This window comes from Niastella yeongjuensis, assembly GCF_900110245.1.
Classification (GTDB): domain Bacteria; phylum Bacteroidota; class Bacteroidia; order Chitinophagales; family Chitinophagaceae; genus Niastella; species Niastella yeongjuensis.
Window position 1 is genome coordinate 136,821 of sequence record NZ_FOCZ01000015.1, and the last position, 25,004, is coordinate 161,824.

Below are 25,004 nucleotides of genomic sequence, written 5' to 3' on the forward strand. Positions count from 1 at the left end.
AAAAAGTGTGTCCAATGGAGTAAGTTATTTTGATGTGAAGCCCAACAGGGAGCAGGATACAGGTACATTTTCGTCTTTGTAATCCCTCGTCTGAAATGTTTCATTGTAATCTTTCTGCCTCACCAAACATGTCAATACAAAACCCTCGTTCCACTCGGAGTGAGGGTTTTTTAATGCCTGCCGGTAAATGCCTGCGCACTTATACACACCACTGTGGCTGCCCGGTTTGCAAAAAGGACTTTACCTGGTTACCATCCACATAAACAAAACAAAGTACGTTCATAAAATAACCGTTCAATAAATAACTGACTAATAAAAACAGAGGCGTGCAGTATATGCATGCCCCTGTTTTTTAACTACTCCCTTAAATATTAAATCCACCATCGATGGTCAGCGAGGCGCCCGTCATAAAACGGCTTTCTTCACTGGCCAGGTAGGCTACCAGTTCGGCTATATCTTCCGGTTCGCCATATTTAGGAATGGCCATTGCGCTCCGTAGTACATCTGCCAACGCAGTATTGGCAGGGTTCATGTCGGTATCAGTCGCTCCTGGTTGTATCAGGTTAACGGTTATGCCCTGGCTGCCCAGGTCGCGGGCCATACCCTTTGTTAAACCGATCAACGCCGATTTACTCATGGCATATAAAGTGCCGGTGGGGAATGTAACCCGTTCAGCCATATTGCTGCCAATGGTTATAATGCGGCCGCCTGCCTTCATATACTGCGCTGCTTTTTGTGAAGCCAGGAAAACAGCCCGTACGTTCACTGACATCGTTTTGTCAAAATCGGCCAGGGTATATTCAGCCAGTGGTTTGCCTACATACATACCGGCATTATTCACCAAAATATCGATGCCACCAAACGTAGCCACCGTTTTTTCAATAGCATCATTAATGGCAGTAGGCGAAGCATTATCAGCCTGAATGGCCAGTGCCTGCTGCCCCGATTTATTAATAGCAGCAACCACCTGGTTTGCCAGATCCGCAGCATGAACATACGTGATCACCACGTTGGCGCCTTCTGCAGCCATACGCTTAGCAATACCTGCGCCCATGCCCCTGCTTCCACCGGTAATAAACACAACCTTGTTTGTAAAACGCTTCATAGAATTCTTTTTATTGCTTGCAAAACTATAGGCTGCATTGTACATTTGCCGGTACATATAATGTTGTTAGGTACTATCAAAAATGTAAGTAATGCGAAAAGAAAACTCCACCAATACCCTCAATAAACAGCAAATGGATAAGGACTGTGGCATGTCGTACACCCTTAATACCATTGGCGGCAGGTGGAAACCGGCTATCCTGTTCAGATTGCTCCGGGGAAAAATGCGGTACAGCGAATTGCGCGATTCCATTCCCAGCGTAACCGAGCGCATGCTGGTTTTACAACTGCGTGAACTGGAAAAAGACGGCCTGGTAAAACGCATCGTATATGCTGAAGTTCCACCCCGCGTTGAATATCAATTAACTGAAAAGGGTAACTCCCTGAAACCGATCCTGAAAAGCCTGTCAGAATGGGGCGCTAAAAACAGGGATTAGAATTAGCAGAGAAAATCTGTAATAATGTTGCAAGTTTTTCTACTTTTGTCGGGATGACGGGAAAGCGGATCATAACCAAGCTCACCACCATACTACTAATTCTGGTGTTCAGCCAGAAGATGGGTGTGGGCTTATACCTGCACAACTGGTTACACGCTTCCATACAACACGCAACGTCATCAAAACCTGTTTCAGGCCAGGAAATACAGTTTGCCTGCGGTTGCATCAACGATTTCAATCTACCTTTTACAGAGACCATCGTTCCTTCAATTGAAGTACCGGTAACCATCGTTGAACAATCGCACATAATTCCCGTCTTCACCATCCCGGCTGTCTTCAAACATTTCCATTCCCTTCGCGGTCCTCCGGTTGTAACAGCTTAATTTATTCTTCCCCGGCTACCATCGCCTTTTATGCAGCTGCATTAAAGTCATTGTATGCATTCAATTACATCCCGGAAACAATTCAGCTAATTTAATCCAGACAGGGTCTTTTGCGGACTGTTCAAACTCATTCATTTATGAAACTGGTAAGTGCTTTTCTTACATATATATTTAGTTTACTTGGTTTATTTGCCTATAGCCAGCAGGAAATTGCACCGGCTGCTCATTCAACCACTCCTGCTGCCGCCCCCGTGCCCGGTGTACTCACCGGCATAATAACCGACGCCCAAACAGGTGAGTCATTACCCGGCGCCAGCATTTACGTACACGATCTGAAAAAAGGGACCATCTCCAACGATAAAGGCATATACCGCATCACCAATTTAAATGCAGGTAAATACCTGGTTGAGATCACTTACCGTGGTTATTCAACCATTATAGAAACCGTAACCGTAAATGGGGAAACCCAAAAAGATTTTGCGATGAAGGAAGCCGTTGTAGAAAATGAAGAAGTAACCGTAACCGGCGTTTCTTCCGCAACCCGCATCAGGCAATCGCCCCAGCCGGTTGAAGTGTTAAAGAGAGAACAGCTCTTTAATGTATCAGCCACCAATGCCATCGATGCCCTGGCTAAAACAGTGCCTGGCGTAAATGGGTTGTCAACCGGTCCGGCCATTTCAAAACCCTTCATCAGGGGCCTGGGTTATAACCGGGTTGTTACCATCAATGATGGCATTCGCCAGGAAGGCCAGCAATGGGGCGATGAACATGGAATTGAAATTGACGATTACAGCATTCAGCGCGTTGAAGTATTGAAGGGGCCCGCTTCTTTAATGTATGGCAGCGATGCCCTGGCCGGTGTTATCAATATCATTACACAACGGCCGGTAGCCGAAGGACACATTACCGCAAACGTGTTGGGTGAATACCAGTCCAACAACGCACTGCGTGGGTTTTATGGCGATGCAGCAGGCACCAAAAATGGCTTTAGCTGGAATGTATACGGTTCTTACAAAGGGGCAGAAGATTACAAAAACAAATACGACGGCCGGGTGTTCAACTCAAAATTCTATAACAAAAACTTTGGCGGCATGCTGGGTTATACCGGCACCTGGGGTTACAGCCATCTACTGGTTAGTAATTTTGACCAGCACATAGGCATGATCGAAGGCGATCGCGACAGTGCCACCGGTTCTTTTATAAAAGCCCTGCCCGGCGGTGATGAAAGCATAGCCACCCATGAAGACTTTAAATCCATTACACCGGAGATCCCTTACCAGCACATCCGCCATTTTAAAGTTGCCTCAGACAACAACTTTGTAATAGGCAAAAGTAACCTCGATGTTACCATCGGTTACCAGCAAAACCAGCGGCAGGAATTTGGCAATGCCGATGAAGTAAATACACCAGATGCCTGGTTCAATTTGAAAACAATAAACTATGCCCTGCGCTGGCACCTGCCGGCTACCCAAAACTGGAAAACAACCATTGGTCTTACCGGCATGTCGCAAAGCAATACCAATGAAGCCGAAGAAGTGATCATTCCAGATTACAGCCTGTTCGATTTGGGCGGTTTTGTGTTTACCCAGTACCATAAAAACAAATTGTCGCTCAATGGGGGCATCCGGTTCGATAGCCGTCATGTAAACGGCAAACCGATGGATGTAGACAACCAGCTTAAGTTCACCGGTTTTACCCGTAACTTTTCAAACGTATCGGGTAGTGCAGGCCTGAGTTATGCCACCAGCGACCTGGTTACACTTAAATTCAATGTAGCCCGGGGTTTCAGGGCGCCCAACCTGGCCGAACTGGCCAGCAATGGCGCGCATGAAGGCACCAACCGCTATGAAGTGGGCGCCAATGACCTGAAATCGGAAACCAGTTTACAGGTAGATGGCGGTTTTGAATTGAACTCGCAACACGTATCCCTCGAAACAAGTTTATTCTATAATCACCTCAGCAATTTTATCTTTTACGAAAAAGTGCAGGGTAGTGCAGGAACAGATTCCATTCTCACCGATCCCAATTCAGGCAATGAACTGAATGTATACCGCTTTGACCAGAACAATGCCAATTTATATGGCGCCGAACTGGCCCTCGACATCCACCCCCACCCGCTTGACTGGCTGCACTTCCGAAACGCATTTTCGTACACCCGCGCGCAGTTCGTAAATGAAGTGGATGGAACAAAAGACATACCCTTTATTCCCGCAGCCCGGTTGTTTACCGATCTGGCCGTTACCATTTTACCCAAGGGAAAAACCCTCCGCAACCTGCATATGAACCTGGAAAGTGATTATACCTTTAAACAAAACCATCCCTTTACCGGTTTCAATACTGAGACTGGCACTCCTGATTACTGGCTGATCAATGCAGGCATTGGCGGCGATTTTGTAAGCAACGGGAAAACTCTTTTCAGCCTTCGTTTCACGGCTTATAACCTGGGCGATGTAGCCTATCAAAATCATTTAAGCCGGTTAAAATACACCGCAGTAAATAATGTTACCGGCCGAATGGGCGTATTCAATATGGGCCGCAACTTCGGCATCAAACTGAATGTACCCCTCGACTTTATCTGGAATTAATAAGATCATGGGTAAAAAACAACCAGCACCTCACCGGTACCGTGATCCATTGTGATGACGGCTTTAGCTGTTAAGCGTTCATAAGAGGCGGGAGTGCCCTCATCTGGCATTTTAGCCACTGCATCGGACATTCAACACTAAACAAATACAATTCAATTTATTGAGTATGCGAAATAGCTATAATAGAAAATAAGGATGGCATAATGCTTGTTGTTAAAGGCAGCCATTAAATTGATCATATACATTTTTTTCTCGAAATCAGGAGATAGGAATGATTTTAGTGGTGATTCATAAATCCAGCCATTACCTTTCCTTACAACATTGAGATTGCAAAGGCACTGTGCGACCATCTTTCAGTAGCAGAGTTCCACTACATATCGCTGATAGCATTTGAATTCGTGCACCGCACGATAATGATATTGTATTTGTTCTAGTTCAGAAATACACTTTGGAAAACCATAGCAACCGGTAAAACGGGAGCATTCTCCAAAATTCCGGAATAAGCCACCAATGTCTTATGTTCACTGGTAAAGAGGCACCCGCCATGCGGACGCCTCTTTTTTCTTTTTGTAAGCCCCGTAAAAAGATATAATATTTGCAGAATCAGAGCGTTAACCAGGATTTTGAGCAATGGCCATTATGTTGCCATTGAACAATATAAAACCGTTTAGATGAAAAAAAATAAAAACGTACCGCAGGCGGATGGTACACCCCAAAAGAGCGCCCAACCGGTTCAACCACCACCGGCTCCGGCAACAGCTGCTAAACAGCCAGCTCCCCCTGCCACTAATGGTTTTAAAGCATTCATTTTATTGGTAGCCGCTGTCGTTGGCCTGCTTATATTTTTTGGTTTGGAACCCAATAAAATGTGGCTCGATCAACGGATCATGCCCTATTGGGAAGATTATAAAGAACAAAAACTGAACCTCGATCTGGAAGAACGTAAAATGGCCCGTTACCAGACAGATTATATTTTCGCCCGGAACGTAGCCGCCTTTTTTGAAAAAAGAGGCACTGCCGGTAAAACACTGGTGCTGGTTCCCTCCACCGATTACTTCAATGCACATGGGTTACAGATCCACGTACCCGAACCAGCCGTATTCTATTACTTCAGCGGTTTAAAAACCATTTGGGCCAACAGCCCGGAAGCCAGCAAAGCCAATTGGTACATCACCGCCCGCGATGGCGGACTGGTATTTGACTCCGTTACCAATCAACAGGCTTTACAGGATACGATCGCTTCCTTTAACAAATACAAAATTTCCTTATGAGCGGCATAGTGATCATTTTATTATTAACGATCATACAGTTTATAGCAGGGTTTGGCATTATCAACTTATTTAATATCCAGCTGAAACCCGGCATGCTTATCTCCCTGGCAATATTATTAGGGGTGGCGGTATTTTCCATCATGCCCTTTATTTTACAGCTGGCCTACATTCCACTCACCTCAACGAACGTCTTCATTTCTATATTGGCAGCCTGCGTACTTTTAAACCTCAAATTCAAATCAGGTATTGCCCGTTTAAAGGAATTGAGGGCCAATCTCCACATCCGGATCAGGCTGTACGAGATCCCCTTTGTGATAATGATCGCCTTCATTGTGTTTGTAAGTGCCTGGCGTTGTTTTTACTTCCCCCCTACACCACGCGACCTTACATCAGGGGCCGAGGTAATTGCAGAATACGCCATCCGCGAAAAAACCATGATCAACTCGGTTTTCAGCGTTAACCTCGAATCAACCAACAACATATTCAAACCACCTTATATAACCTGTTTACAGATCATTTATAAATATGCAGGGTTTGAATTCGGGCAGGTATGGCTCAGCACCATTGTGGCCTGTTTCCTCATCTTTTTATACCAGGCGCTCACCTTAAGTATTCACCGGATCTTTGCCGGGTTGCTGGTGTTGTTTTTTATGGCCATTCCCGAGATGTTTGCCTATACCTTTATGGTGTTGTTCGACTATAGCAATGCTGTGTTCTTCTTTTTGGGGGTCTGGTTCCTGTACCAGTTCTTTCAGAACCAGCAACGCAATTACCTGGCTTTTGCCGGATTGATTATGGCCATCGCCACCTATATTCGTTCCGAAACCCTTATACTGGCCTGCTTAATGGTGCCGGCTATTGTCTGGCATCACTGGAAGAATAAAACAGGTATTGTAAAAGGACTGATAAGCAGTGCATTTTTCGTAGGGCCTTCCCTATTTGCCTATATAATCTCAATCACCATTTATATTAACCGGTACCTGCCAGCGAAATACAATATTGAAGGACTGGTAAACAAGAACCTGGGTGATCTGTCGCCCTTCTTTACCCGCTTTTCAGACATCAACAACAAACTGATCTTTAGCGACCTGGGCGTTGGCTATTATGGTTACTTCATTTACTTCTTTATTTTGCTGCTGCTGCTGGAAGTGTTGATCAAACGCAAGCTGAGCAGTACCACCCGCAACTGGCTGTATGCCGTACTGGTAATATACATCGGGTTTCCATTGATGAGTTATTTGTTGCCTCTGCTCGATCTGAATAATTCAACCAAAAGAGGATTGTTTAAAATATTCCCGTTGATGTTGTTATATATGGCCAATAACAGCCTGCTGGTAAGCTGGTCACAACGCATCACGAAGTGGGAAAGCAAATAGTTTAAAGTTGAAAGTTTTAAGGTCGCTGAGTTTTAAAGATCGCTATTGTTTTTGAACTTTAAAATCCAACGACCTTAAAACTTTAAACCTTAAACTTTAAACTATTTGAGACCTTTAAACAACTTACTCTTCGCCAGTCCCATCTTATTAAAGAAGTATTGAAAACTTACCCGCAAAACACCCATCCCATAAATAGAACTCCGTTTGAAGTTAATGGAAGACGCTTCGTCGAAATACTTGGTAGGACAAGTGATCTCGGCTATTTCGTAACCTTTGTAGAAGATCTGGCCCAGCAGTTCATTGTCAAATACAAAGTCGTCTGAGTTGTCATTGAACGGGATCGACAGCAGGACATCTTTATGATATGCCCGGTAACCGGTATGGTACTCAGACAATTTCTGATTCATCAGAATATTCTGCGTCATGGTCAACATGCGGTTGAACAGGTATTTGTACTTGGGCATGCCGCCTTTTAAAGCGCCTTTGCCTAAAATGCGTGAACCCAGCACAACGGGGTACACATTATTGGCGATCAGGGAAACCATGGGCACGATCAATGCAGGCGTATACTGGTAATCGGGGTGCAGCATTACAATAATGTCAGCGCCAATTTCCAATGCCTTATTATAGCAGGATTTTTGGTTACCACCGTAACCTTTATTTTTCTCATGCCGTATAATATGCTGAATACCAATTTCGCGGGCAACTGCGATGGTATCGTCTTTACTGGCGTCATCAACAAGGATCACATCATCTACAACTGATCTGTCGATTTCATCATAGGTTGGGCGGAGTGTTTTGGCTGCATTGTATGCCGGCAACACTACCACTACTTTTTGTCCTTTAATCATACTTATATATACAAACTGTCAAATATAAAGGGTAATCCCGCACCCGGCGGGATAATCCGGCAATAATAAAGCATTTATGGCACTTTTTCAAGGCATCAGGCGTATGTTTCCATATAAACCGTCACTGATCTTTTCAACAAAGCATTGCCGATGGCGCAATCGAGGCATTTTTTAGCGTCGCAATAATGCCCTTTTAATTCGAGCAGGGCCTGCGAATCGCAGGCACTTTTGTTTACAATGCCCAGCTCTGAAAAACAATGGGTAATGGCGTTCATTTCAGGTTCCAGTTCATCTAACCAATTCAGGGCGCGGTTCTTATATTGCTCTTCGTTATGCAATAAACCATATGCAAATAAAACCGGAATTACTGTATTAATGATAAGTGTGTCAATCATTTGATTACCCAGTCTCTTAGGCCGGTTACAGGAAGTTTTTTGGAGCGTGTAATGACTGTCCCAGAATTCACTGGCCGTAACAGAAAGCCATTGCTTTACGTCGCTGAGTTGTTCTGTATCCTTGATAAATGCAAAAAGGTGGCTCGACTGGTACAGCAGCGTGGCCAGTTGCGCCAGCCGGATAGTAGGGAAGTTTACCGGCCGGGTACGCAGGAAATGCAGGGATTGCCTCACTGGTTGCAACTGGTACTTGTTTTTTGCATGCAGGTATTCCCGTTGCAGCAGTAGCGGATACTCCTCCTCAAATTCCCCTTCCAGCAAACCGCATTGACCAAACAACAGGGCTTCCAGCACCGGCAATTGATTCCTGCAACGGGCAAGCACGGTTACCGGTAAGGTTTTAGCCATGGCCTCAAACGGTTCAAAGTTCAGGACGGCCCCAAAATTACGGGCCAGCAGCCACCAGAAGGTTTCTTCCCAATGCTGGTTGGTTTGCAACAGAAACGAAAACACCAATGTCGATTTGCGCTGTATGCGTTCAGCCAGCAGCCGATCCCGCCAGGAGATCCAGGTGATGGCCGACACCTCCCGCACCTGGTTTCCGCAGGCAATAAAACCTGCGCTGTTCATCCAGTACCGGTATTGCTCCAGTAACAACAGAGGCACCTTCGATTGCATGGAAAAAACCGGTATCCGGGTGTCTCTTTCGGGCAGGTCGTGTTCCCATACTACATGCAACACCACGTTGTCGTAGTTACGGTCGAACTGGTGCGCATGCCTGAACCAGTCAGATGTTTTTACATGCACTTCTACATGGCCTACCCATAAAGTGTCTTCAATTCTAATTTTAGCTTCAAGAAAATCGGGACCCTGGTTGGTATTAAAACGTCCCGGATGAATAACCTGGAAGGTATCTCCATTATCCAGAATGGAGCTTTGTTTGTTATAATACTGGAATTGCCAAAGGTATTGCAGCAGCCTCTCGTTCATAGTACGAATTTTGAGATGAAGAATGCTGCCACTATCAGAGCTTACCTATCGCTACACCCAGTCCTTATCTACCTAAAGATACTTCACTTTTCCCGGTTTCCCATCAACTTATTCAGTTCCGTTACCACCCTGCTAACCGGTAAGCCCATAACATTATAGAAATCACCCTGTATAGATTTTATCCCCACTACGCCAATCCACTCCTGTATAGCATAAGCCCCCGCCTTATCATAAGGCTGGTACTTATCTACATAAAACGCGATCTGCTCCCGGGTAAGCGGGTGAAACCAAACATCGGTGGTATCGGCAAAGGCTATTTCCTGCCCGCCTTTCAACAGCACCACCCCGGTTATTACCTGGTGTTTGTTGCCCGAAAGCCGGCTAAGGATATCCAGTGCATCTTCCCGGTCTTTGGGTTTCCCAATGATGGTATTTCCCAATACTACCACTGTGTCGGCCGCAATAATAATATTACCGGTATCGTGGAGCGATTCATGTTTTTGCCGTACGGCGATGGCTTTCTCGCGTGCAATATGTACGGGCACTTCCGGCACCGGCATGTCGGGCGGATACGTTTCGGCGGTAGACTGCACCAGTATTTCAAAAGGAATTTCGGCCCATTCCAGCAATTGTTTACGCCGGGGCGATTGGGAAGCCAGTATGATATGGTGACCGTTCATTTAGGTATATAATTTAAAGAACAACATAGATAATATGCCGCTCAACATGATCAACTTCAACCATGTACTTATAGTATGAAAATCAGCTGGGGTTATGGCTTTCACCAGTTTGCGGATCAATATCAGCAGGGGTATGAGAATAAATACAACGCTATACCCCGCTGCCCACCACCACTTGAATGGCAGCACATAGGCCTGCATCACCACCACGCCGGCCACTAATACCATTAACCAGGTGGCAGCAAATACTTTGGAAGCGTTTATTCCCCAAACAATGGGCATGGTACGACAACCATAGCGGGCATCGCCATTCATATCTTCCATATCTTTCACAACTTCCCTGATCAGGGAAATGATAAACGCAAAACCGGCGTACAGAAAAGTACGGCGCATCAATTTGGAAGCTTCCACCTGCGCATACAGATCAGGTCTTTTTATGACCACATAATGTGTAATAAAACCAATAACCAGAATCACCCAGGCCGTAAGCAGCGAGATGATCACATTGCCGCTTAGCAGTTTCTTTTTAAATATGGTGCTGTAAAACCAAAGGGCACCAACGCAACCGATATTGGCGGGTATCAACCACCAGCACCTGGTTTTCCAGGCTACATACCCGCTGCACAACACGCCCAATCCCGATAACACCAGGTGCCAGATGATGGCCCACCGGCGTTTGATGATCTTTTCCACCACCAGCTTATTCGGTTTGTTTACCAGGTCTATATTTAAATCGAAATAATCATTAATAATATAACCTGCAGCGGCAATAAGAACAGAGGCGGCAATGAGTGTTATAAAAACAGGTATGGTAAGTACAGGAGTAGCCTGGGCATGGTAAAAAACCGGTCCAACTATGCAATACTGAAACAGCAATTGGGTAATGGCAATGAACAGCAGGTTCACTGAACGTATAAGGCGTATAAATGCTGCCAATAATTTCATGACTGCTAAAGTGGGATTTTGGGGATTTCCGGGATTTGGATTTAACCTTTCGGCTTTAGGCTTACAGCTTATTGCTCACTTACTGGCTACATCAGTATGTAATTCCCAGTTGTTATTCAGCTTCAGCACTTTTTCAATCACTTCGCGAACACAGCCTTGCCCGCCCGGTTGCTGGGCAATATACTTCGCTATCTGCTTTATTTCAGTGGCCGCATCGGCTGGTGCACAGGGCAGCCCTACCTGTTTCATCACCTCATAATCGGGAATATCGTCACCCATAAACAACACTTCGTTCCATTTTAAACCATGTTGTTGTGCATACTCCGTCAATTTCCCTTTTTTATCGGTAACCTGCATAAACACATCGTGTATACCCAACCGGTTCAGGCGTTGAATAACGGCATCGCTTGCTCCGCCGGAGATCACCGCCACCCGGTACCCCTTCTTTATCGCCAGTTGCAGGGCAAATCCGTCTTTAATGTTCATGCGGCGCACAAATTGTCCGTCGTCAAAAACAAACAGCGTACCATCAGTCAGTACGCCGTCCACATCAAAGACGAAAGTAGTTATCTGCTTGAATTGGTCTAATATATTCATGTTCATCGGATGGTTGCAAAAATAAGCGGAAAATCAATCTTATACCAGCGATCAAAGTAAAGAAATCAGCACACGTATAAACAAAAAAGCCGTTCTGTTGACAGAGCGGCTTTTTCTTATATATACAAAGAATCGACTGTTGTGCTTAATTCTTGTTTACATTGGCATACACCAGGTTCGTTTGGGTCACCATGTCATTTAACACATTGGTAGCCTCATCCAGGTAAGGATCATTACGCAGGATCTGCAGCCATTTCTTGAAACGGTCCAGTTTGCCAACATCACCCGTAGCTTCCACCCGCTTCATATCTTCAATCAGGGGATCAACATTCAGCTCATGGGGTAATTTATTCTGGCCTTCGATCTGTTTAGCGATCGCTTTGTTCTTTTTCTGTTCTTCCTGGTATTTTTTCAGGCTTAATGAAACCGTTTTATCGCTTTGTTTAGCCAGCCATTCTGCATTGTTATGAATGGTGGTGAACAAAGGATTGCTCTTTAAGCGTTCTGCACTGGCTTTTCTGATCGGGCTCAGATCAAGACCATATTTCCAGCGGGTATAATCAGCTTTTTGAATTTCATCCCAGGCCAGCGCATCCGGATTATCCTTTTCGCGGATCTTCGTGTACTCGAAAATATCGGGGATGTTTACATCAGACGCCACACCACGTAATTGGGTTGAACCGCCATTGATGCGATAGAACTTCTGCAGGGTCAGCTTAATGGTACCCAGTTCGCTGTTAGGATCCAGGAAGCCCATTGTTTTATCAAGACCAATGTTACGTTGTACAGTACCCTTACCATAGGTAGAAGTGCTGCCGATGATAACACCACGGTCATAATCCTGAATAGCCGCGGCAAAGATCTCAGAAGCCGAAGCACTGAACTCATTTACCATAACAGCCAGCGGACCGTCGTATAAAACTGATTTATCGCGATCGTAGTAAACCTGGGGTTTACCTTCACGGTCTTTTACCTGTACAATTGGACCACCTTCAATGAACAGACCAACCATTTGCACCACATCATATAAGGAACCACCGCCATTGTTGCGCAGGTCCATAATGATACCGTCTACTTTCTGTTCTTTTAATTTGATGATCTCTTTCTTCACATCCTCAGAGCAACGGGCGCCTTTTGGATTGTCGAAATCGGCATAGAACTCAGGCAGGTAAATGAAACCCAGTTTACCTTTTGGCGTGTTGATCACTGCGCTGCGGGCAAAAGTTTCATCCTGGATGATCTCATCGCGGATGAGGGTAACAGTTTTTACCGAACCGTCGGTTTTCTTTATAGTGAGACGCACTTCGGTGCCTTTTTTACCACGGATCAGTTTCACGGCATCCTGAACGGTGTAACCGCTAAGGTCTACGGGGTCAGCAGCACCCTGGGCCACTTTAATGATCGCATCACCCACACCAATTTCACCAGATTTCAAAGCAGGGCTTCCTGCCAGTACAGAACCGATCTTGATATTACCGTCTTCTTCACGTAAAGAAGCACCGATACCATAGAAACGGCCACTCATTTCTTCATCGAAATAACGTTTGTCAACAGGCGGCATGAACGTAGTGTGCGGGTCCATCGATTCGGTGATGGTTTTCACAAACTCATTAAACCGGTCATCATCGCTCACTTTTAATTTCAGGCGCTCATAATTCCTGTTCAATATTTTCAACACCTGGTCACGGGCTTCCTGTTCCAGCTGCTCATCAGTTTTTACAACAAAATTTTCTTTGCCTTTATTTTTCTCCCGGTCTTCGGTCAGGTCGTAATAACGCTCAAGCGCCATATATTTTAACCGTTTCCGCCAGGCCTCTTTTCTGTCAGCTTCGTTTTTGGGATAATCCAGCTTCTCATCGTTGAAGTTGGCTGATTCGTCTTTTGAAAAATCGAAGGGCTTGGAAAGTATTTCTTTATAGATGTCCTCGGTTTCAGGCAAACGTTTTTTATAGATCTCAGAAACGGCAGGCACAAATTGTACGGGACCGCCCAGGATCTCGTCATCTATCTTGGTTTCATATTTCTTCAATGCCTGGATGTCTGTTTGCAACAGCACATTTTTCTGGTCATCTATCTTCTCACCCAGGTATTTCTTAAAAATCTCTTTGGAAAAGTTATCGTCGATCTTTTTGGGACTGTAATGGATCTCAGCAAGCATCTCCCCCACGTTATGAAGTATCTTTTCATATTTCGTGGGTGGATTACCATTACCCAGTCCGAAACCCAGCGAGCGGAACGCAAGAAATAAACCCGCACCGAACAACAGCAGAACTATGGGTAAATTTTTTCGTTGTAGCATATATTTTAAAACTTTAGGCATCAATTCAAAAATAACGATAAAAAAGATGGGTTGTTGTACTAATATGATAATTAACAAGCCATTTTGATGAAAGGTTTTAAGAAAGTTTTGTTTCGAAATCCATTTTTTCCCTACATTTGCAACCTGAACACGGAGGTTGTAGCTCAGTTGGTTAGAGCGCTAGATTGTGGTTCTAGAGGTCGAGGGTTCGAAACCCTTCATCCTCCCTCAGATATCGCCCCCCGACAATTACGTCGGGGGGTTTTTTATTTGAAAAACCCTTGAAAGTTTTCATACATTAATAAAGTTTCCTTTATGAACTGGTGGTTATTGATCTTTCTCCCGCTCTCATCTGCCTTTGTTGGCTGGCTAAGCAATCAGCTCGTGATCAAAATGGCCTTCCGCGCTTTCTCAAAACGACAAACACAACTGGCCCAAACCCTGGCACCACTCCTTGCCCGGGAATTTGCCTCATTCAGTAAACTGGAAGAAAAGATCACCAACCCGGAAAGTATAAAAAAAATTATGCCGGTGGCTGAAGTGCACATGGACGATTTCCTGCGTAATAAACTAAAGGAAGGCTTTCCCATGATCACCATGGTGGGCGACAGAACCCTGAACACCCTTAAAGAGATCTTCATGAAGGAACTGGAATCCATTTTCCCGGTAATCATGAAAGAGTATATGCAAAACCTGGAACAGGACCTGAACCTCGAACAAACCATCACCAACAAAATAGCCAACCTGAACGCCCAAAAAATCAAAACGACCATTTACCAACACGCCGCCCCCGAATTACGCAAAGCAGCTTTGTTAGGAGCAGGGATAGGCTTTGTAGTTGGATTGGTACAGGTAACTATAATTATGGCTTTCGCTTAATTAGTTCCCGGTTTAAAGTTTTAAGTTGAAAGTTCCTGAGTTCTAAGTTCTACCTGCAAACCTAAGAACCCAATAACATAATAACCTCACAACCGGAACTTTAAACTTAAAACTTACAACTTTCAACTTTTTCACCGCTCATCACAATTAATTCGCTTTCCACAAGTTCTCCGGCAATTTTGCGTCTAATCGTACTCAACCATAGTAACACCAGCACATGAAAAATTTTACATGGCTCTTTGTACTCCTTGTTAGCTTTCATCAAATTACCCTGGCCCAGTACCCTGGTGGTGGCGCCGGCCGCGGCCCCGGTGGCAGACCCGGTGGTGGTCAGCAATTGAATATGGGCCACTTTTATGGCCGTATTATCGACAAAGCAACCAATAAAGGACTCGACGCCGCTTCTGTTCAATTAATCCAAAACAAACTCGATACGGTAAGCAAAAAAAGAGTGGACGTAGTGATAGGCGGTATGCTTACCAGCCGCAACGGCGATTTCAGCCTCGAAAACCTGCCTGTTTTTGGCCAGTTCAAACTCGTAATTACTGCTATCGGCTATAAATCCATAGAACAAAAAGCCTCCTTTGATATAAAAATGAGTCCGGGGATGGACAGGTCACAGCTCCTGAACCAGGTCGACAAAGACCTGGGCAATATAAAAATGGAGCAGGATGCCACCATGCTGCAGGACGTAACCGTTACCGGTTCCAAACCCATGATACAAATGGGCGTTGACCGCAAGATCTTCAACGTGGAAAAAAGCATTACTTCAGCCGGCGGTACCGCCATCGACGTAATGCGTAATGTACCATCTATCAACGTCGACATAGACGGGAACGTTTCTTTGCGGAATTCTGCGCCCCAGATCTTTGTAGATGGCCGGCCTACTACCCTTTCCATGGACCAGATCCCCGCCGATGCCATTCAAAGCGTGGAGATCATCACCAATCCATCAGCCAAGTACGATGCCAGCGGCGGACAGTCGGGCATTTTAAATATTATATTAAAGAAGAACCGCAAAACGGGTTACAATGGTAGTGTACGCGCCGGGGTTGATTCACGCGGCAAGTTCAATGGCGGTGGTGATATCAATGTTCGCCAGGGCAAGGTGAACGTATTTGCCAATGCCATGTACAACCAGCGTAAATCAAAAGGCTGGGGCCAAACAGACCGGCTTTCCAATGGCACCGATGATGTTTTTTCTTCCCAATACAACAAAAGCGTATTAAATGGCGCTTTTGCCTTTGGCCGGTTCGGACTGGATTATTTCATAGACAACCGCAATACCATTTCCATTTCACAGTCAATAGTGAATGGGGATTTCAAACCCAATAACGGGACCGACGTTTTTTACGATACAACCAGTAAGGGCTTTTCATACCAATCGCGGAATACCGGAGGTAAAAGTAATTTCCGGAACTATGGTACCCAATTAAGCTTCAAACACCTGTTTGCCCATGCCGGTGCGGAATGGACGGCTGATGTAAACTTCAATCAAAGCAAGAATACCAGTAACAGCAACATCCTGATCCAAAACTTCTTCGACGCCGAAAAGTTAAACCAATATGGCAACGACTCATTGGTTAACATATATAGTGGTGGCAAGAACAGGTTCCTGATAGCCCAAACAGATTATGTAAATCCGGTTACCGATAATATAAAATGGGAAGCCGGTTTGCGGGCCCAGGTACGGAAGTTTGAAAGCTTTCAGAATAATTTTCTGAATAACATATTTGCACCAGCCCTCAGTAATGAATTTGAATATACCGATCACGTATATGCTGGTTATGTGACCTACTCACAAAAAGTAAAAGAAACCTTTAGTTTTCAACTGGGTTTACGTGCCGAAAGCAGCGGGTACGATGGCAAACAAATAGGCAAGGATACTGTGTTTAACATTGACTATCCCATCAGTTTGTTCCCCAGTGTATTTTTAAGCAAACAGCTCGAACACAAACAGGACCTGCAGTTGAACTATACCCGCCGTATCAACCGGCCTAACTTTTTCCAGTTAATGCCCAACACTGATTATTCGGACCCCTTTAATTACCAAACCGGTAATCCGAATTTAAAACCTGAGTTTACGCATTCGCTGGAATTGTCGTATCAGAAAACCTATGGTAAAAAAGGCAATACGTTCCTGGCAACGCTGTTTGGGAAATATACCACCAATCTTATTTCCCGTTATCAATACCTGGGTAAACTGGGTAATTATCCCGATTCGGTCTACATAGCTACTTATGTAAATGCATCATCAGCTTATGCCAGTGGTTTGGAGTTGATCTTCCGCAATAACTTTACTAAATGGTGGGATGTTACCACCAGTGCCAATATATATTACTCAAAGATCAATGGCGGTAATGTGGTGGCCAACCTGGAAAATGAGCGCACCAGCTGGTCGGCTAAAATGAACCACAACTTTAAATTCAATAAAGGCTGGAGTGTACAGCTCAGTGGCGACTACACGGCTAAAAGCGCCTTACCAGTAAGTACCAGCAACGGTGGCAGTGGCGGTGGAGGCGGTGGTTTTGGTGGCGGCGGCGGCGGTGGCCGTGGTGGTGGCGGTTTTGGCGGTGGCCAAACTACAACAACCCAGGGTTACATCAACCCTTACTATGGTGTTGATATGGGCTTACGCAAAGATTTCCAGATCAAAAAGAATACCGCCAGCATTTCTGTAAACTGGCAGGATGTCTTCAGAACCCGCAAGTATTTTGTACACTCCGAGGCAATCGGTTTTGTACAGGACGACTGGCGCAGAAGAGACCCACAGGTGGTTCGCGTAAACTTCAGTTACCGCTTTGGTAAATTCGACGCAGCACTCTTCAAAAGAAAAAACACCAAAGGCGACCAGGAAGGTATGCAAAACGGAATGCAGGGTATGCAACAATAAAAGCAACATTAGAATAACTACATGATTATGTTGCGGGGGCTGAGTGATCAGCCCCTTTTTTAGTTACCAGGCACCAGTTCCCGGTTTCCGGGCAATAAACTTCGGCGAGGCTGGCTATTTGTAGAAATGATCAAAATTCTGAACCCGGTAACCGGTAACTGGCAACCGGTAACAGCCCCTGTAACCTGAAACCTGTAAACCCTGTAACTTGTATTTTGTATTTTGCATCCATGTCAACAACATATTCTTATTTAGCCTTAGGCGATAGCTATACCATCGGTGAAGGCGTTCCCGTATATGAGAATTTTCCTTATCAAACCGTACAGCGTTTACGCAAAGCAGGTTACGCATTATATGCAGCTGAAATAGTTGCCAAAACCGGCTGGACAACCGACGAATTACAGGCAGGAATTGACGGTCGCCATTTTTTGAACACATACGATGTGGTTTCCCTGCTTATTGGCGTGAATAACCAGTACCGGGGCAGAAGTTTGCACGAGTATACCCAACAATTTGAATCGTTATTAAAACAGGCCATCCGGTTTGCCGGTAACCGGGCCAGTCATGTTTTTGTAATATCTATTCCCGATTGGGGCGTCACCCCCTACGCCGTTAACAACGGTAAAAACGCAGCAGTAGTAGCCCATGAAATCGATGCCTTCAATGCAGTGAACAAATCGCAGGCAGAAAAGTATTCCGTACATTATATCGACATAACACCCGGTACCCGGCTGGCTGCCAATGACGCGTCGTTGCTGGCCGCCGATCAATTGCATCCGTCGGGAAAAGAATATGGCCTGTGGGCAGAGAAGCTGGCAGCCAGTATTAAGAATGTATTATCTAAATAACAGTATTCCGGGAACAAAGAGACAATTACAGGTTACAGTTGCAGGTTACAGGGTTTTAAAGAAAAGTCGCAAACCTGGCAATAGAGGCTTTGAAATCTGGAACATGAAACCTGGAACATGTATCTTGCAACCTGAAACAGCACCTTACAACTACTAAATAGATTCCCTATGGAAAAACTTTCATGGCGCGAAAAGTACGCCGGCATCCTGGTGTTGGTGATCACCATTATTTACCTGATCATGCAGCTGGCTTCGTTGCTCTCCAATACCTCACATCCTTATGCCATACAAAACGGCTCCCTTGTCATTAATAAGAATGAATTTTTATCAGACCTGAAAGCCTACTCCCTCATTCTGGCGGGTATTATTGCCGGCTGGTGTTTGTTAAAAGGCAAACGGCTGGGTTGGATGCTCGGCCTGCCCATTCTGTTATTCATTACACTGGTGATAGGCACCATGACGGTTGAATCGGCTTTGAAGCTGAAGAAATTTGACAACTCTTTTACCGGCTATGGCATCGGCATTTTTCTGGTGGCATTGGCGAGCATCTTTTTACTGTTACCTTCTGCCCGGCAAAAGTACAGGGTTAGTAAAGGCATTGCTTTCCTAACCCTGCTGTTATTTATTGGCCTTGGCGGCGCTTATTTTTTCTTACAATAGGTCTTCCCCATTGAACTGGTAACGTTCCTTTATTTTGCGCATCACTTCGTCCATGGATGCACGGTGATCGCGTGGGTTCCATTCGCCCCGCTCCCATTTGTCCAATTCCTGGTCGATGTGTTTTTGTTGCAGGGTGGTCATTTTTTCAACCAGTTGTTCAGAGAATTCTTTTTGCGCTTTGTACAGGTTGTTCTTTTTATCGATGAACATTTCCTTGTTTGCCCGCATGTCATTTTCCGAGGCAGCCATGCTGGTCAGCTCTTCTTTTGCCAGTGCAATATCATACGGACCTACCGGCATAATGAGTTTTGAAATGATGGGCCCTACTTCGATCAGGATAATGAGCAGGGATAATAAAAAGCTGGTCCAGTAAACACTGTCCTCTTCGGCTGAAAGATCGGTCAGTGCTTTGTTGCGTTCCAGGAAACCAACATTCTCCAGGGCGCTTAATTCGTATTTGGCGCGTTTGGCTTCCATGTTGTTTTTGGCATTGGCCAGAATGCTGTCCTGCACATGAATGCTATTGGTGAGTGATAACAACTCAGGTGCCGACTGCAATACAGAAGAATTGTAGGCATCCCTTTTCAGTTTGGCGATCTTTTCAACGCCGCGCATGCCCGAACCGGCGGTACCATCTGCCTCCTGTACATACGATTGTTGCAGGCGGCTCAAATCATCTTCAATCGCCTTCTTCCGCTCAAATAACCGGTTCCGTTCAGCTTCGGTGTTTTGCATTAATGCGGTATTCTCCGCCTGCAGCAAACTGTCGTTCAACTGAATTTTTTTGTGCGTGTTCTCGATCACCTTGGTGTTGATCTCCTTTTCAAAGATCTTCAGTTCCAGCGGGCGGGCAATGGTAAAACCGATCAGGATGGCCAGCGCCATACGTGGCAATGCCATGGCCATTTGCTTACGCCGGCTCACCCCATACTTACGCATGGTGGCCACCAGAAAACGGTCGAAGTTAAAGATGATAAGCCCCCAGATGATCGCAAAACAAATGGTCCACATCCAGTTGCCGAATACACTGTAAATAGCATAACCGGAACTCAATGCAGCCAGTACAAAAGTGGCGAGTATTACACCACCCAGTCCCCAGTACTTGCTGTGTTCGGAGGGAAATTGTTTTAATAGTTCCTGGTGAGCACCGGAACACCACCATAAGAAATTAGTGTCGGCCTTTTTGCCGGGGCCTCTACCGGTAAATGAATCATAGGTATACAAGCCATTATCAGGCGCTTGCTGATTGTCAGCCATAACCGTAACGGTTTAATTAATGGATAATAATTGTTGAGTAAAAAACCTTAATACCTTATAGGTGGGTTGAGTGGGTTGGAATATTACAAATAACGATAAAAAAATCGGTATATGTTGTAAACGAACAGTAAAAACCAGTCAAATAGCGCGCCATTAACAAAACTCAATGGTGCAGGTGTTAAAATAATTAACACATATGCATTCATTCATTGGTAATTCCTGCACAAACACCGGAAATCTACTAAAAGAAGAGGCTTATAATCGCCTGGCCGCCCATTATACCCATGATCACGACTACTATCCAGCCGGCCACCGATAACCAAACCGGATGCCTGTAATCGCCCATGAGTTTCTTTTTAAGAACGGCTGTCAACAACAAGGCCATCGATACTGGCAGTATCAATCCATTCAGTGCACCGGCAATAACCAGTATTTGCACCGCGCCCTGTTGCAGAAAAGTAAAAACTCCCATGGAGATCAAAATGAACAACGAAGTAATAAGACGCTGGTATTTTTCAAAGAAGGGATGCAGGGTGCGTAAAAATGAAACGGAAGTATAGGCAGAACCAACCACAGAAGTAATAGCGGCACTCCATAGTACAATACCAAAAATGCGATAGCCTACCTCACCGGCTGCAATTTGAAAAACAGAAGCAGCAGGATTTTCAGGGTTCAAAACGCCGCCGCTTGTAACTACCCCCAGGGCCGCCAGGAATAATAAGATGCGCATAGTAGAAGCGATCAGAATGGCACTTACACTGCTGCGCGATACCTGGGGCAATTGTTGCTGTCCTTTTATCCCCGCATCCAGCAAACGGTGTGCCCCGGCAAAACTGATATATCCGCCTACGGTTCCACCAACCAGTGTTACAATGGCGGTGGTGTCCGTAGTAACAGGTACAAACGACCGATAAACAGCTTCCGCCACCGGCGGATGTGAACTGATGGCAACATACAGGGTTAAACCGATCATTATAAAACCCAATATCTTGGCAAACCAGTCCATGGCCACACCGGCTTCTTTAAACCAGAAGATAAACAAGGCAATGGCGGCACTGATGCCTGCGCCTATAACGGGATGTTCAAGATTAGCATCGAAAGGATACACTACATTCATACCCAATCCGGCCCCTGCTACATTACCGATATTAAAGACCAGTCCGCCGGCTACAATTAATACAGCTAACAAATAACCCATGCCGGGTAACAACGTATTGGCCAGGTCCTGCGCCCGCATTTCAGCAACGGCAATAATACGCCATACATTCAGCTGCGCAGCTATATCCAATAAAATAGAAACCAGTATTACAAAACCAAAACTCGTAAGCAGCTTCTGGGTAAAAACCGTTGTTTGCGTAATAAACCCCGGACCAATAGCCGAAGTAGCCATCAGGAAGGCTGCACCTAAGATTACTGAGCGGGTAGACGTTTTCAATAGTTAGTTTTATGGTTTATGTGAATCAGCCCAATACAGTTTAAAGTTTAAAGTTCAAGGTTTAAAGTTTAAAGTTCAAGGTTTAAAGTTTAAAGCTGCAAATACATGCTGCAGGAACTATGAATTTAATAACCTGCGAACCCAATAACTGCAACTTAGAACGTGGGACCTTTCAACTTTAAACATTCAACTTTAAACATCCAACTTTAAACTTTAAACATTCAACTTCCTACTTCAACCCCATTAGCCATTAACATAATCCTAATCTCCTTCACAAACTCCAAAGCACGTACCCCATCCCCATGCACACAAATAGTCTCGGCCACTAAAGGAACCGTTTTCCCGTGTAAACTGGTTACGCTTTGCGTTGTTACCATTTGCAATACCTGTTGCAAGGCCTGATCGGTGCTGGTCAACAAGGCCTGGGGATGCGAACGGGGCGTAAGATGACCATCATCCTGGTAGGTACGATCGGCAAACACTTCACTGCAGGTCCTGAGTCCGGTAGCCGTGGCGGCCTGGATCAGTTTACTACCCGATAATCCATACAATACCAGGTGCGGATCATAATCATATACCGCTTTACAAATAACTTCCGCTATCGTTTCATCTTTTGCTGCCCGGTTATACAAAGCGCCATGCGGTTTTACATGATGCAGGCGGGTGTGCAGTACCCGTAAAAACGCATCGAGCGCACCCATCTGGTAGATCATCAGTTCATACACAGCCGAGGGCGACAGGTCCATATCGGTTCTGCCAAAATTATCGCGATCGGGGTAACCCGGGTGGGCACCAATAACAATGCCTGTTCCTGCGGCTGCTTCCGCCAGTGCATACATGGTGTGAGCATCACCGGCATGATACCCGCAGGCAAGATTAATACTGCTTACATATGACAATAACAGTTTGTCTTTTTCAAGGTCATACGGCCACAGATGGGTGCTCTCTCCCATGTCGCAATTAATGTCAATGCTTAACATATAGGCTGTTCAGGCGCTCTGTGCAGGCGCGTTGTAAAATATTTAATTCCTGTTGCTGGGCAATCAATAGTTGCTCGGCGTTGGTTATATCTGTTTTTATAAAATGGATTACGTCGCTTGGCCGCAGCTGCGCCAGTTTGGGCAAATGGGCCGAGATCACATGCCCAATGCGGGGGTAACCGCCTGTGGTCTGGTGATCGGCCATCAGCACTATCAGTTGCCCGTTGGGCAGCAATTGTATGGTACCAAAACTAACGGCCGAGCTCACCAGTTCTGTATTGGCAGACCGGTGCAGGTCAACACCTTTTAACTGATACCCCATCCGGTCAGAGAAGGGATGGACCGTGAAATTATCCTGCAGGAAGGCTTTTTGCGACTGGTAGGTAAGCTGCTCCCATTCATTGCCTTCAATGAAAAAGATCTCGTTGGGATGCAGGTAAGTGCTGCCGGTATCCACGCCCCATTTCAGGGCTTCAAATTCTTTACCGGGCTTAAGCAGTCCGGCAAAATAGATACTGCTTTCTTTAAAAGGAATTTCATCGCCTTTTTCCAGTTTACGGCCATGGAATCCGCCGGCGCCGGCCTTTAAATGGGTGCTGTAGCTGTTCAGCCATTGGGGAACACAAAACCCGCCATGTACCGCCAGGTAACACCGGTTGCCGTTTTGTAGTTTGGGAAAATGCAGCACGGCATTCTTGCGTACCACTATGGGGTGCCACAACGGTATGGGCTCATCGTTGAGCATAGCGTTAAAGTGGCCGCCGGTAATGCTGATGAGGGTATTTTGTTCAAACAGGAACTGGGCGCCGGGAAAGTGTATTTCAATAACCGCTTCCCGCACCTCATTGCCTACCAGCATATTGGCCACCTGCGCGGCATAACGGTCCATCACCCCACCCCGGTTAATACCCAGCCCGCCGTATCCGGGCCGGCCCAGGTCCTGCAGGGTGTCTAATAGTCCGGGTTTGATAATAGTTAGAGACATACTGTTATTTCCGGAATTCTTGGTTAGTTAGTTCCTTTGATAATTTTTGAGGGGCTGTTGCCAGTTACCGGTTACCAGTTACCAGTTTCCAGTCGCCGGTTCCCTGGCCTTTATTGCAGCAGGCCGACTATACTTAATCTGCCCGAAAACCGGAAGCCTAAACCCGGCAACCGGTAACTTCACTGTAATGACCGGCATTCACCTATTTAAGAACTATACTCTTCAAATTCCTTTTTAGTTATCGCATAAAATTGAACCCGGTCGCCAGCCTGTAATTTAACCGGCTCGGGAGCAAAGGGATCAAACAACCGGAGGGGTGTGCGGCCCAGGATCTGCCAGCCACCAGGACTATTCAACGGATAGATCCCGGTTTGTGGGCCGGCTATGCCTACACTTCCGGCCATAACGGGTGTGGGAGTTTGCTTTCGGGGCATCGCAATTCTTTCATTTACCTCACCCATATAGGAAAAACCGGGCAGAAACCCGATCATGTATACATTATAAATAGTATCGGTGTGAAGTGTTACCACTTCCTGTTCTGTCAGCCGGGCCGATTGGGCCAGGGGCAACAGGTCGGGGCCATAACCCGCTTCGTAACACACGGGTATTTTGATCAACTCGCGGGCAACGGGTTTGGTTTGAACCGATTTATCAAATGCTTGTTGTAATAAGTCAGCCACCCAGGTGAATACGGTGGTGGCTGGATTATAATATTTCTTAATAAGAACCGGATTATACAGCACAGTGAGCGAACTGTAAGCCACCAGGCAATCTTTCAGTCCTTCAAACGGATTTGCCAGCAGCCAGTGCTGCATGGCCAATGCCTTCTGGTTCAGGGCCTCGCTGATGGAGTTGCCCATGTCAAAAGTAACGGCCGAATCCCCTAGTGGAAATATTTTGTACTGGTTGGTCACTACGAACAGGAAATGATTGAAGTTAATTTTTTTAGCACTAAACCGTACATTTTGTCATAAATATCACGGTATTATATTTTTATTATGCTGATTTGTACTGGTTTTCACTTATTTTTTTGTTAGGAATGCAGTCTTTATTAGGTGCTTTTAAGGCTGTTTTACAAGTAGCCAATAACCGACATTTAGGCACGTTACGGTTTTGCCATTTAAGTACCAATTTGTTGTTTTCGTACTTATACA

The 25,004-nt window shown here is 45.5% G+C and carries 21 protein-coding genes and 1 tRNA gene; 10 read left to right on the forward strand and 12 right to left on the reverse strand.

Annotated elements, in window-relative coordinates; all coding sequences use genetic code 11:
- Positions 1-364: 364 nt before the first annotated feature.
- Positions 365-1,105 carry an SDR family NAD(P)-dependent oxidoreductase gene (locus BMX95_RS28860; RefSeq protein WP_165758902.1) on the reverse strand — a complete coding sequence of 247 codons (741 nt, stop codon included), beginning with the start codon at positions 1,103-1,105 and terminating at the stop codon, positions 365-367.
- Positions 1,106-1,196: 91 nt separating this feature from the next.
- Between BMX95_RS28860 and BMX95_RS28865 the strand changes: the two genes are divergently transcribed.
- The 5 genes from BMX95_RS28865 to BMX95_RS28880 all read left to right on the forward strand — a co-directional run bounded on the left by BMX95_RS28865 (position 1,197) and on the right by BMX95_RS28880 (position 7,156).
- The gene (locus BMX95_RS28865) at positions 1,197-1,541 is read left to right on the forward strand and encodes a winged helix-turn-helix transcriptional regulator (RefSeq protein WP_081200013.1); all 345 of its coding nucleotides are present in this window, start codon (positions 1,197-1,199) and stop codon (positions 1,539-1,541) included.
- Between the two features lie 53 nt (positions 1,542-1,594).
- Positions 1,595-1,924 (forward strand): hypothetical protein, encoded by a 330-nt coding sequence (locus tag BMX95_RS34680; protein ID WP_081200011.1) that lies wholly within the window; start codon positions 1,595-1,597, stop codon positions 1,922-1,924.
- Positions 1,925-2,061: 137 nt separating this feature from the next.
- Complete coding sequence (locus tag BMX95_RS28870; RefSeq protein WP_081200009.1) at positions 2,062-4,509, forward strand: TonB-dependent receptor; 2,448 nt, start codon at positions 2,062-2,064, stop codon at positions 4,507-4,509.
- Positions 4,510-5,180: 671 nt separating this feature from the next.
- Positions 5,181-5,780, forward strand: a complete 600-nt coding sequence (locus BMX95_RS28875) for a hypothetical protein (protein WP_081200007.1) — start codon at positions 5,181-5,183, stop codon at positions 5,778-5,780.
- Positions 5,777-7,156 (forward strand): hypothetical protein, encoded by a 1,380-nt coding sequence (locus BMX95_RS28880; protein ID WP_081200005.1) that lies wholly within the window; start codon positions 5,777-5,779, stop codon positions 7,154-7,156. The genes BMX95_RS28875 and BMX95_RS28880 overlap by 4 nt, the downstream gene beginning before the upstream one ends.
- 101 nt (positions 7,157-7,257) lie before the next feature.
- On the opposite strand, the gene BMX95_RS28885 is transcribed toward BMX95_RS28880, so the two are convergent.
- The 6 genes from BMX95_RS28885 to BMX95_RS28910 form a co-directional block, all read right to left on the reverse strand.
- Complete coding sequence (locus BMX95_RS28885) at positions 7,258-8,007, reverse strand: glycosyltransferase family 2 protein (RefSeq protein WP_081200003.1); 750 nt, start codon at positions 8,005-8,007, stop codon at positions 7,258-7,260.
- 95 nt (positions 8,008-8,102) lie between these two features.
- On the reverse strand, positions 8,103-9,392 hold the full coding sequence (locus tag BMX95_RS28890) for a DUF2851 family protein (RefSeq protein WP_081200001.1): 1,290 nt from the start codon (positions 9,390-9,392) through the stop codon (positions 8,103-8,105).
- Between the two features lie 83 nt (positions 9,393-9,475).
- The gene (locus BMX95_RS28895) at positions 9,476-10,072 is read right to left on the reverse strand and encodes a Maf family protein (protein WP_081199999.1); all 597 of its coding nucleotides are present in this window, start codon (positions 10,070-10,072) and stop codon (positions 9,476-9,478) included.
- Positions 10,073-11,017: a geranylgeranylglycerol-phosphate geranylgeranyltransferase gene (locus BMX95_RS28900; RefSeq protein ID WP_081199997.1), complete on the reverse strand. Its 945-nt coding sequence runs from the start codon at positions 11,015-11,017 to the stop codon at positions 10,073-10,075.
- 75 nt (positions 11,018-11,092) lie between these two features.
- On the reverse strand, positions 11,093-11,614 hold the full coding sequence (locus tag BMX95_RS28905) for a KdsC family phosphatase (RefSeq protein ID WP_081200215.1): 522 nt from the start codon (positions 11,612-11,614) through the stop codon (positions 11,093-11,095).
- Between the two features lie 145 nt (positions 11,615-11,759).
- Positions 11,760-13,913 (reverse strand): carboxy terminal-processing peptidase, encoded by a 2,154-nt coding sequence (locus BMX95_RS28910; RefSeq protein ID WP_081200213.1) that lies wholly within the window; start codon positions 13,911-13,913, stop codon positions 11,760-11,762.
- A gap of 153 nt (positions 13,914-14,066) precedes the next feature.
- Between BMX95_RS28910 and BMX95_RS28915 the strand changes: the two genes are divergently transcribed.
- The 5 genes from BMX95_RS28915 to BMX95_RS28935 all read left to right on the forward strand — a co-directional run bounded on the left by BMX95_RS28915 (position 14,067) and on the right by BMX95_RS28935 (position 19,193).
- Positions 14,067-14,140 (forward strand) — tRNA-His (locus BMX95_RS28915).
- A gap of 88 nt (positions 14,141-14,228) precedes the next feature.
- Complete coding sequence (locus BMX95_RS28920) at positions 14,229-14,792, forward strand: DUF445 domain-containing protein (RefSeq protein ID WP_081199995.1); 564 nt, start codon at positions 14,229-14,231, stop codon at positions 14,790-14,792.
- Between the two features lie 217 nt (positions 14,793-15,009).
- Positions 15,010-17,685, forward strand: coding sequence for a TonB-dependent receptor (locus BMX95_RS28925; protein WP_081199993.1), 2,676 nt, complete (start codon positions 15,010-15,012; stop codon positions 17,683-17,685).
- Between the two features lie 230 nt (positions 17,686-17,915).
- Positions 17,916-18,533: an SGNH/GDSL hydrolase family protein gene (locus BMX95_RS28930; protein WP_081199991.1), complete on the forward strand. Its 618-nt coding sequence runs from the start codon at positions 17,916-17,918 to the stop codon at positions 18,531-18,533.
- A 168-nt stretch (positions 18,534-18,701) separates the two neighbouring features.
- Positions 18,702-19,193, forward strand: a complete 492-nt coding sequence (locus BMX95_RS28935) for a hypothetical protein (protein WP_081199989.1) — start codon at positions 18,702-18,704, stop codon at positions 19,191-19,193.
- Here the strand turns inward: BMX95_RS28935 and BMX95_RS28940 are convergent.
- The 5 genes from BMX95_RS28940 to pxpB form a co-directional block, all read right to left on the reverse strand.
- A complete protein-coding gene (locus BMX95_RS28940; protein WP_081199987.1) occupies positions 19,185-20,450 on the reverse strand; it encodes a DUF4407 domain-containing protein in 1,266 nt (421 codons plus the stop codon). The genes BMX95_RS28935 and BMX95_RS28940 overlap by 9 nt on opposite strands.
- Before the next feature lie 241 nt (positions 20,451-20,691).
- Positions 20,692-21,885: an NRAMP family divalent metal transporter gene (locus BMX95_RS28945; protein WP_081199985.1), complete on the reverse strand. Its 1,194-nt coding sequence runs from the start codon at positions 21,883-21,885 to the stop codon at positions 20,692-20,694.
- A gap of 221 nt (positions 21,886-22,106) precedes the next feature.
- Positions 22,107-22,865, reverse strand: coding sequence for a LamB/YcsF family protein (locus BMX95_RS28950; protein WP_081199983.1), 759 nt, complete (start codon positions 22,863-22,865; stop codon positions 22,107-22,109).
- On the reverse strand, positions 22,852-23,850 hold the full coding sequence (locus tag BMX95_RS28955; RefSeq protein WP_081199981.1) for a 5-oxoprolinase subunit C family protein: 999 nt from the start codon (positions 23,848-23,850) through the stop codon (positions 22,852-22,854). The genes BMX95_RS28950 and BMX95_RS28955 overlap by 14 nt, the downstream gene beginning before the upstream one ends.
- A 206-nt stretch (positions 23,851-24,056) precedes the next feature.
- Entirely contained in the window at positions 24,057-24,764 is a 708-nt protein-coding gene (pxpB, locus tag BMX95_RS28960) for a 5-oxoprolinase subunit PxpB (protein WP_081199979.1), read from the reverse strand.
- Positions 24,765-25,004: the final 240 nt, after the last annotated feature.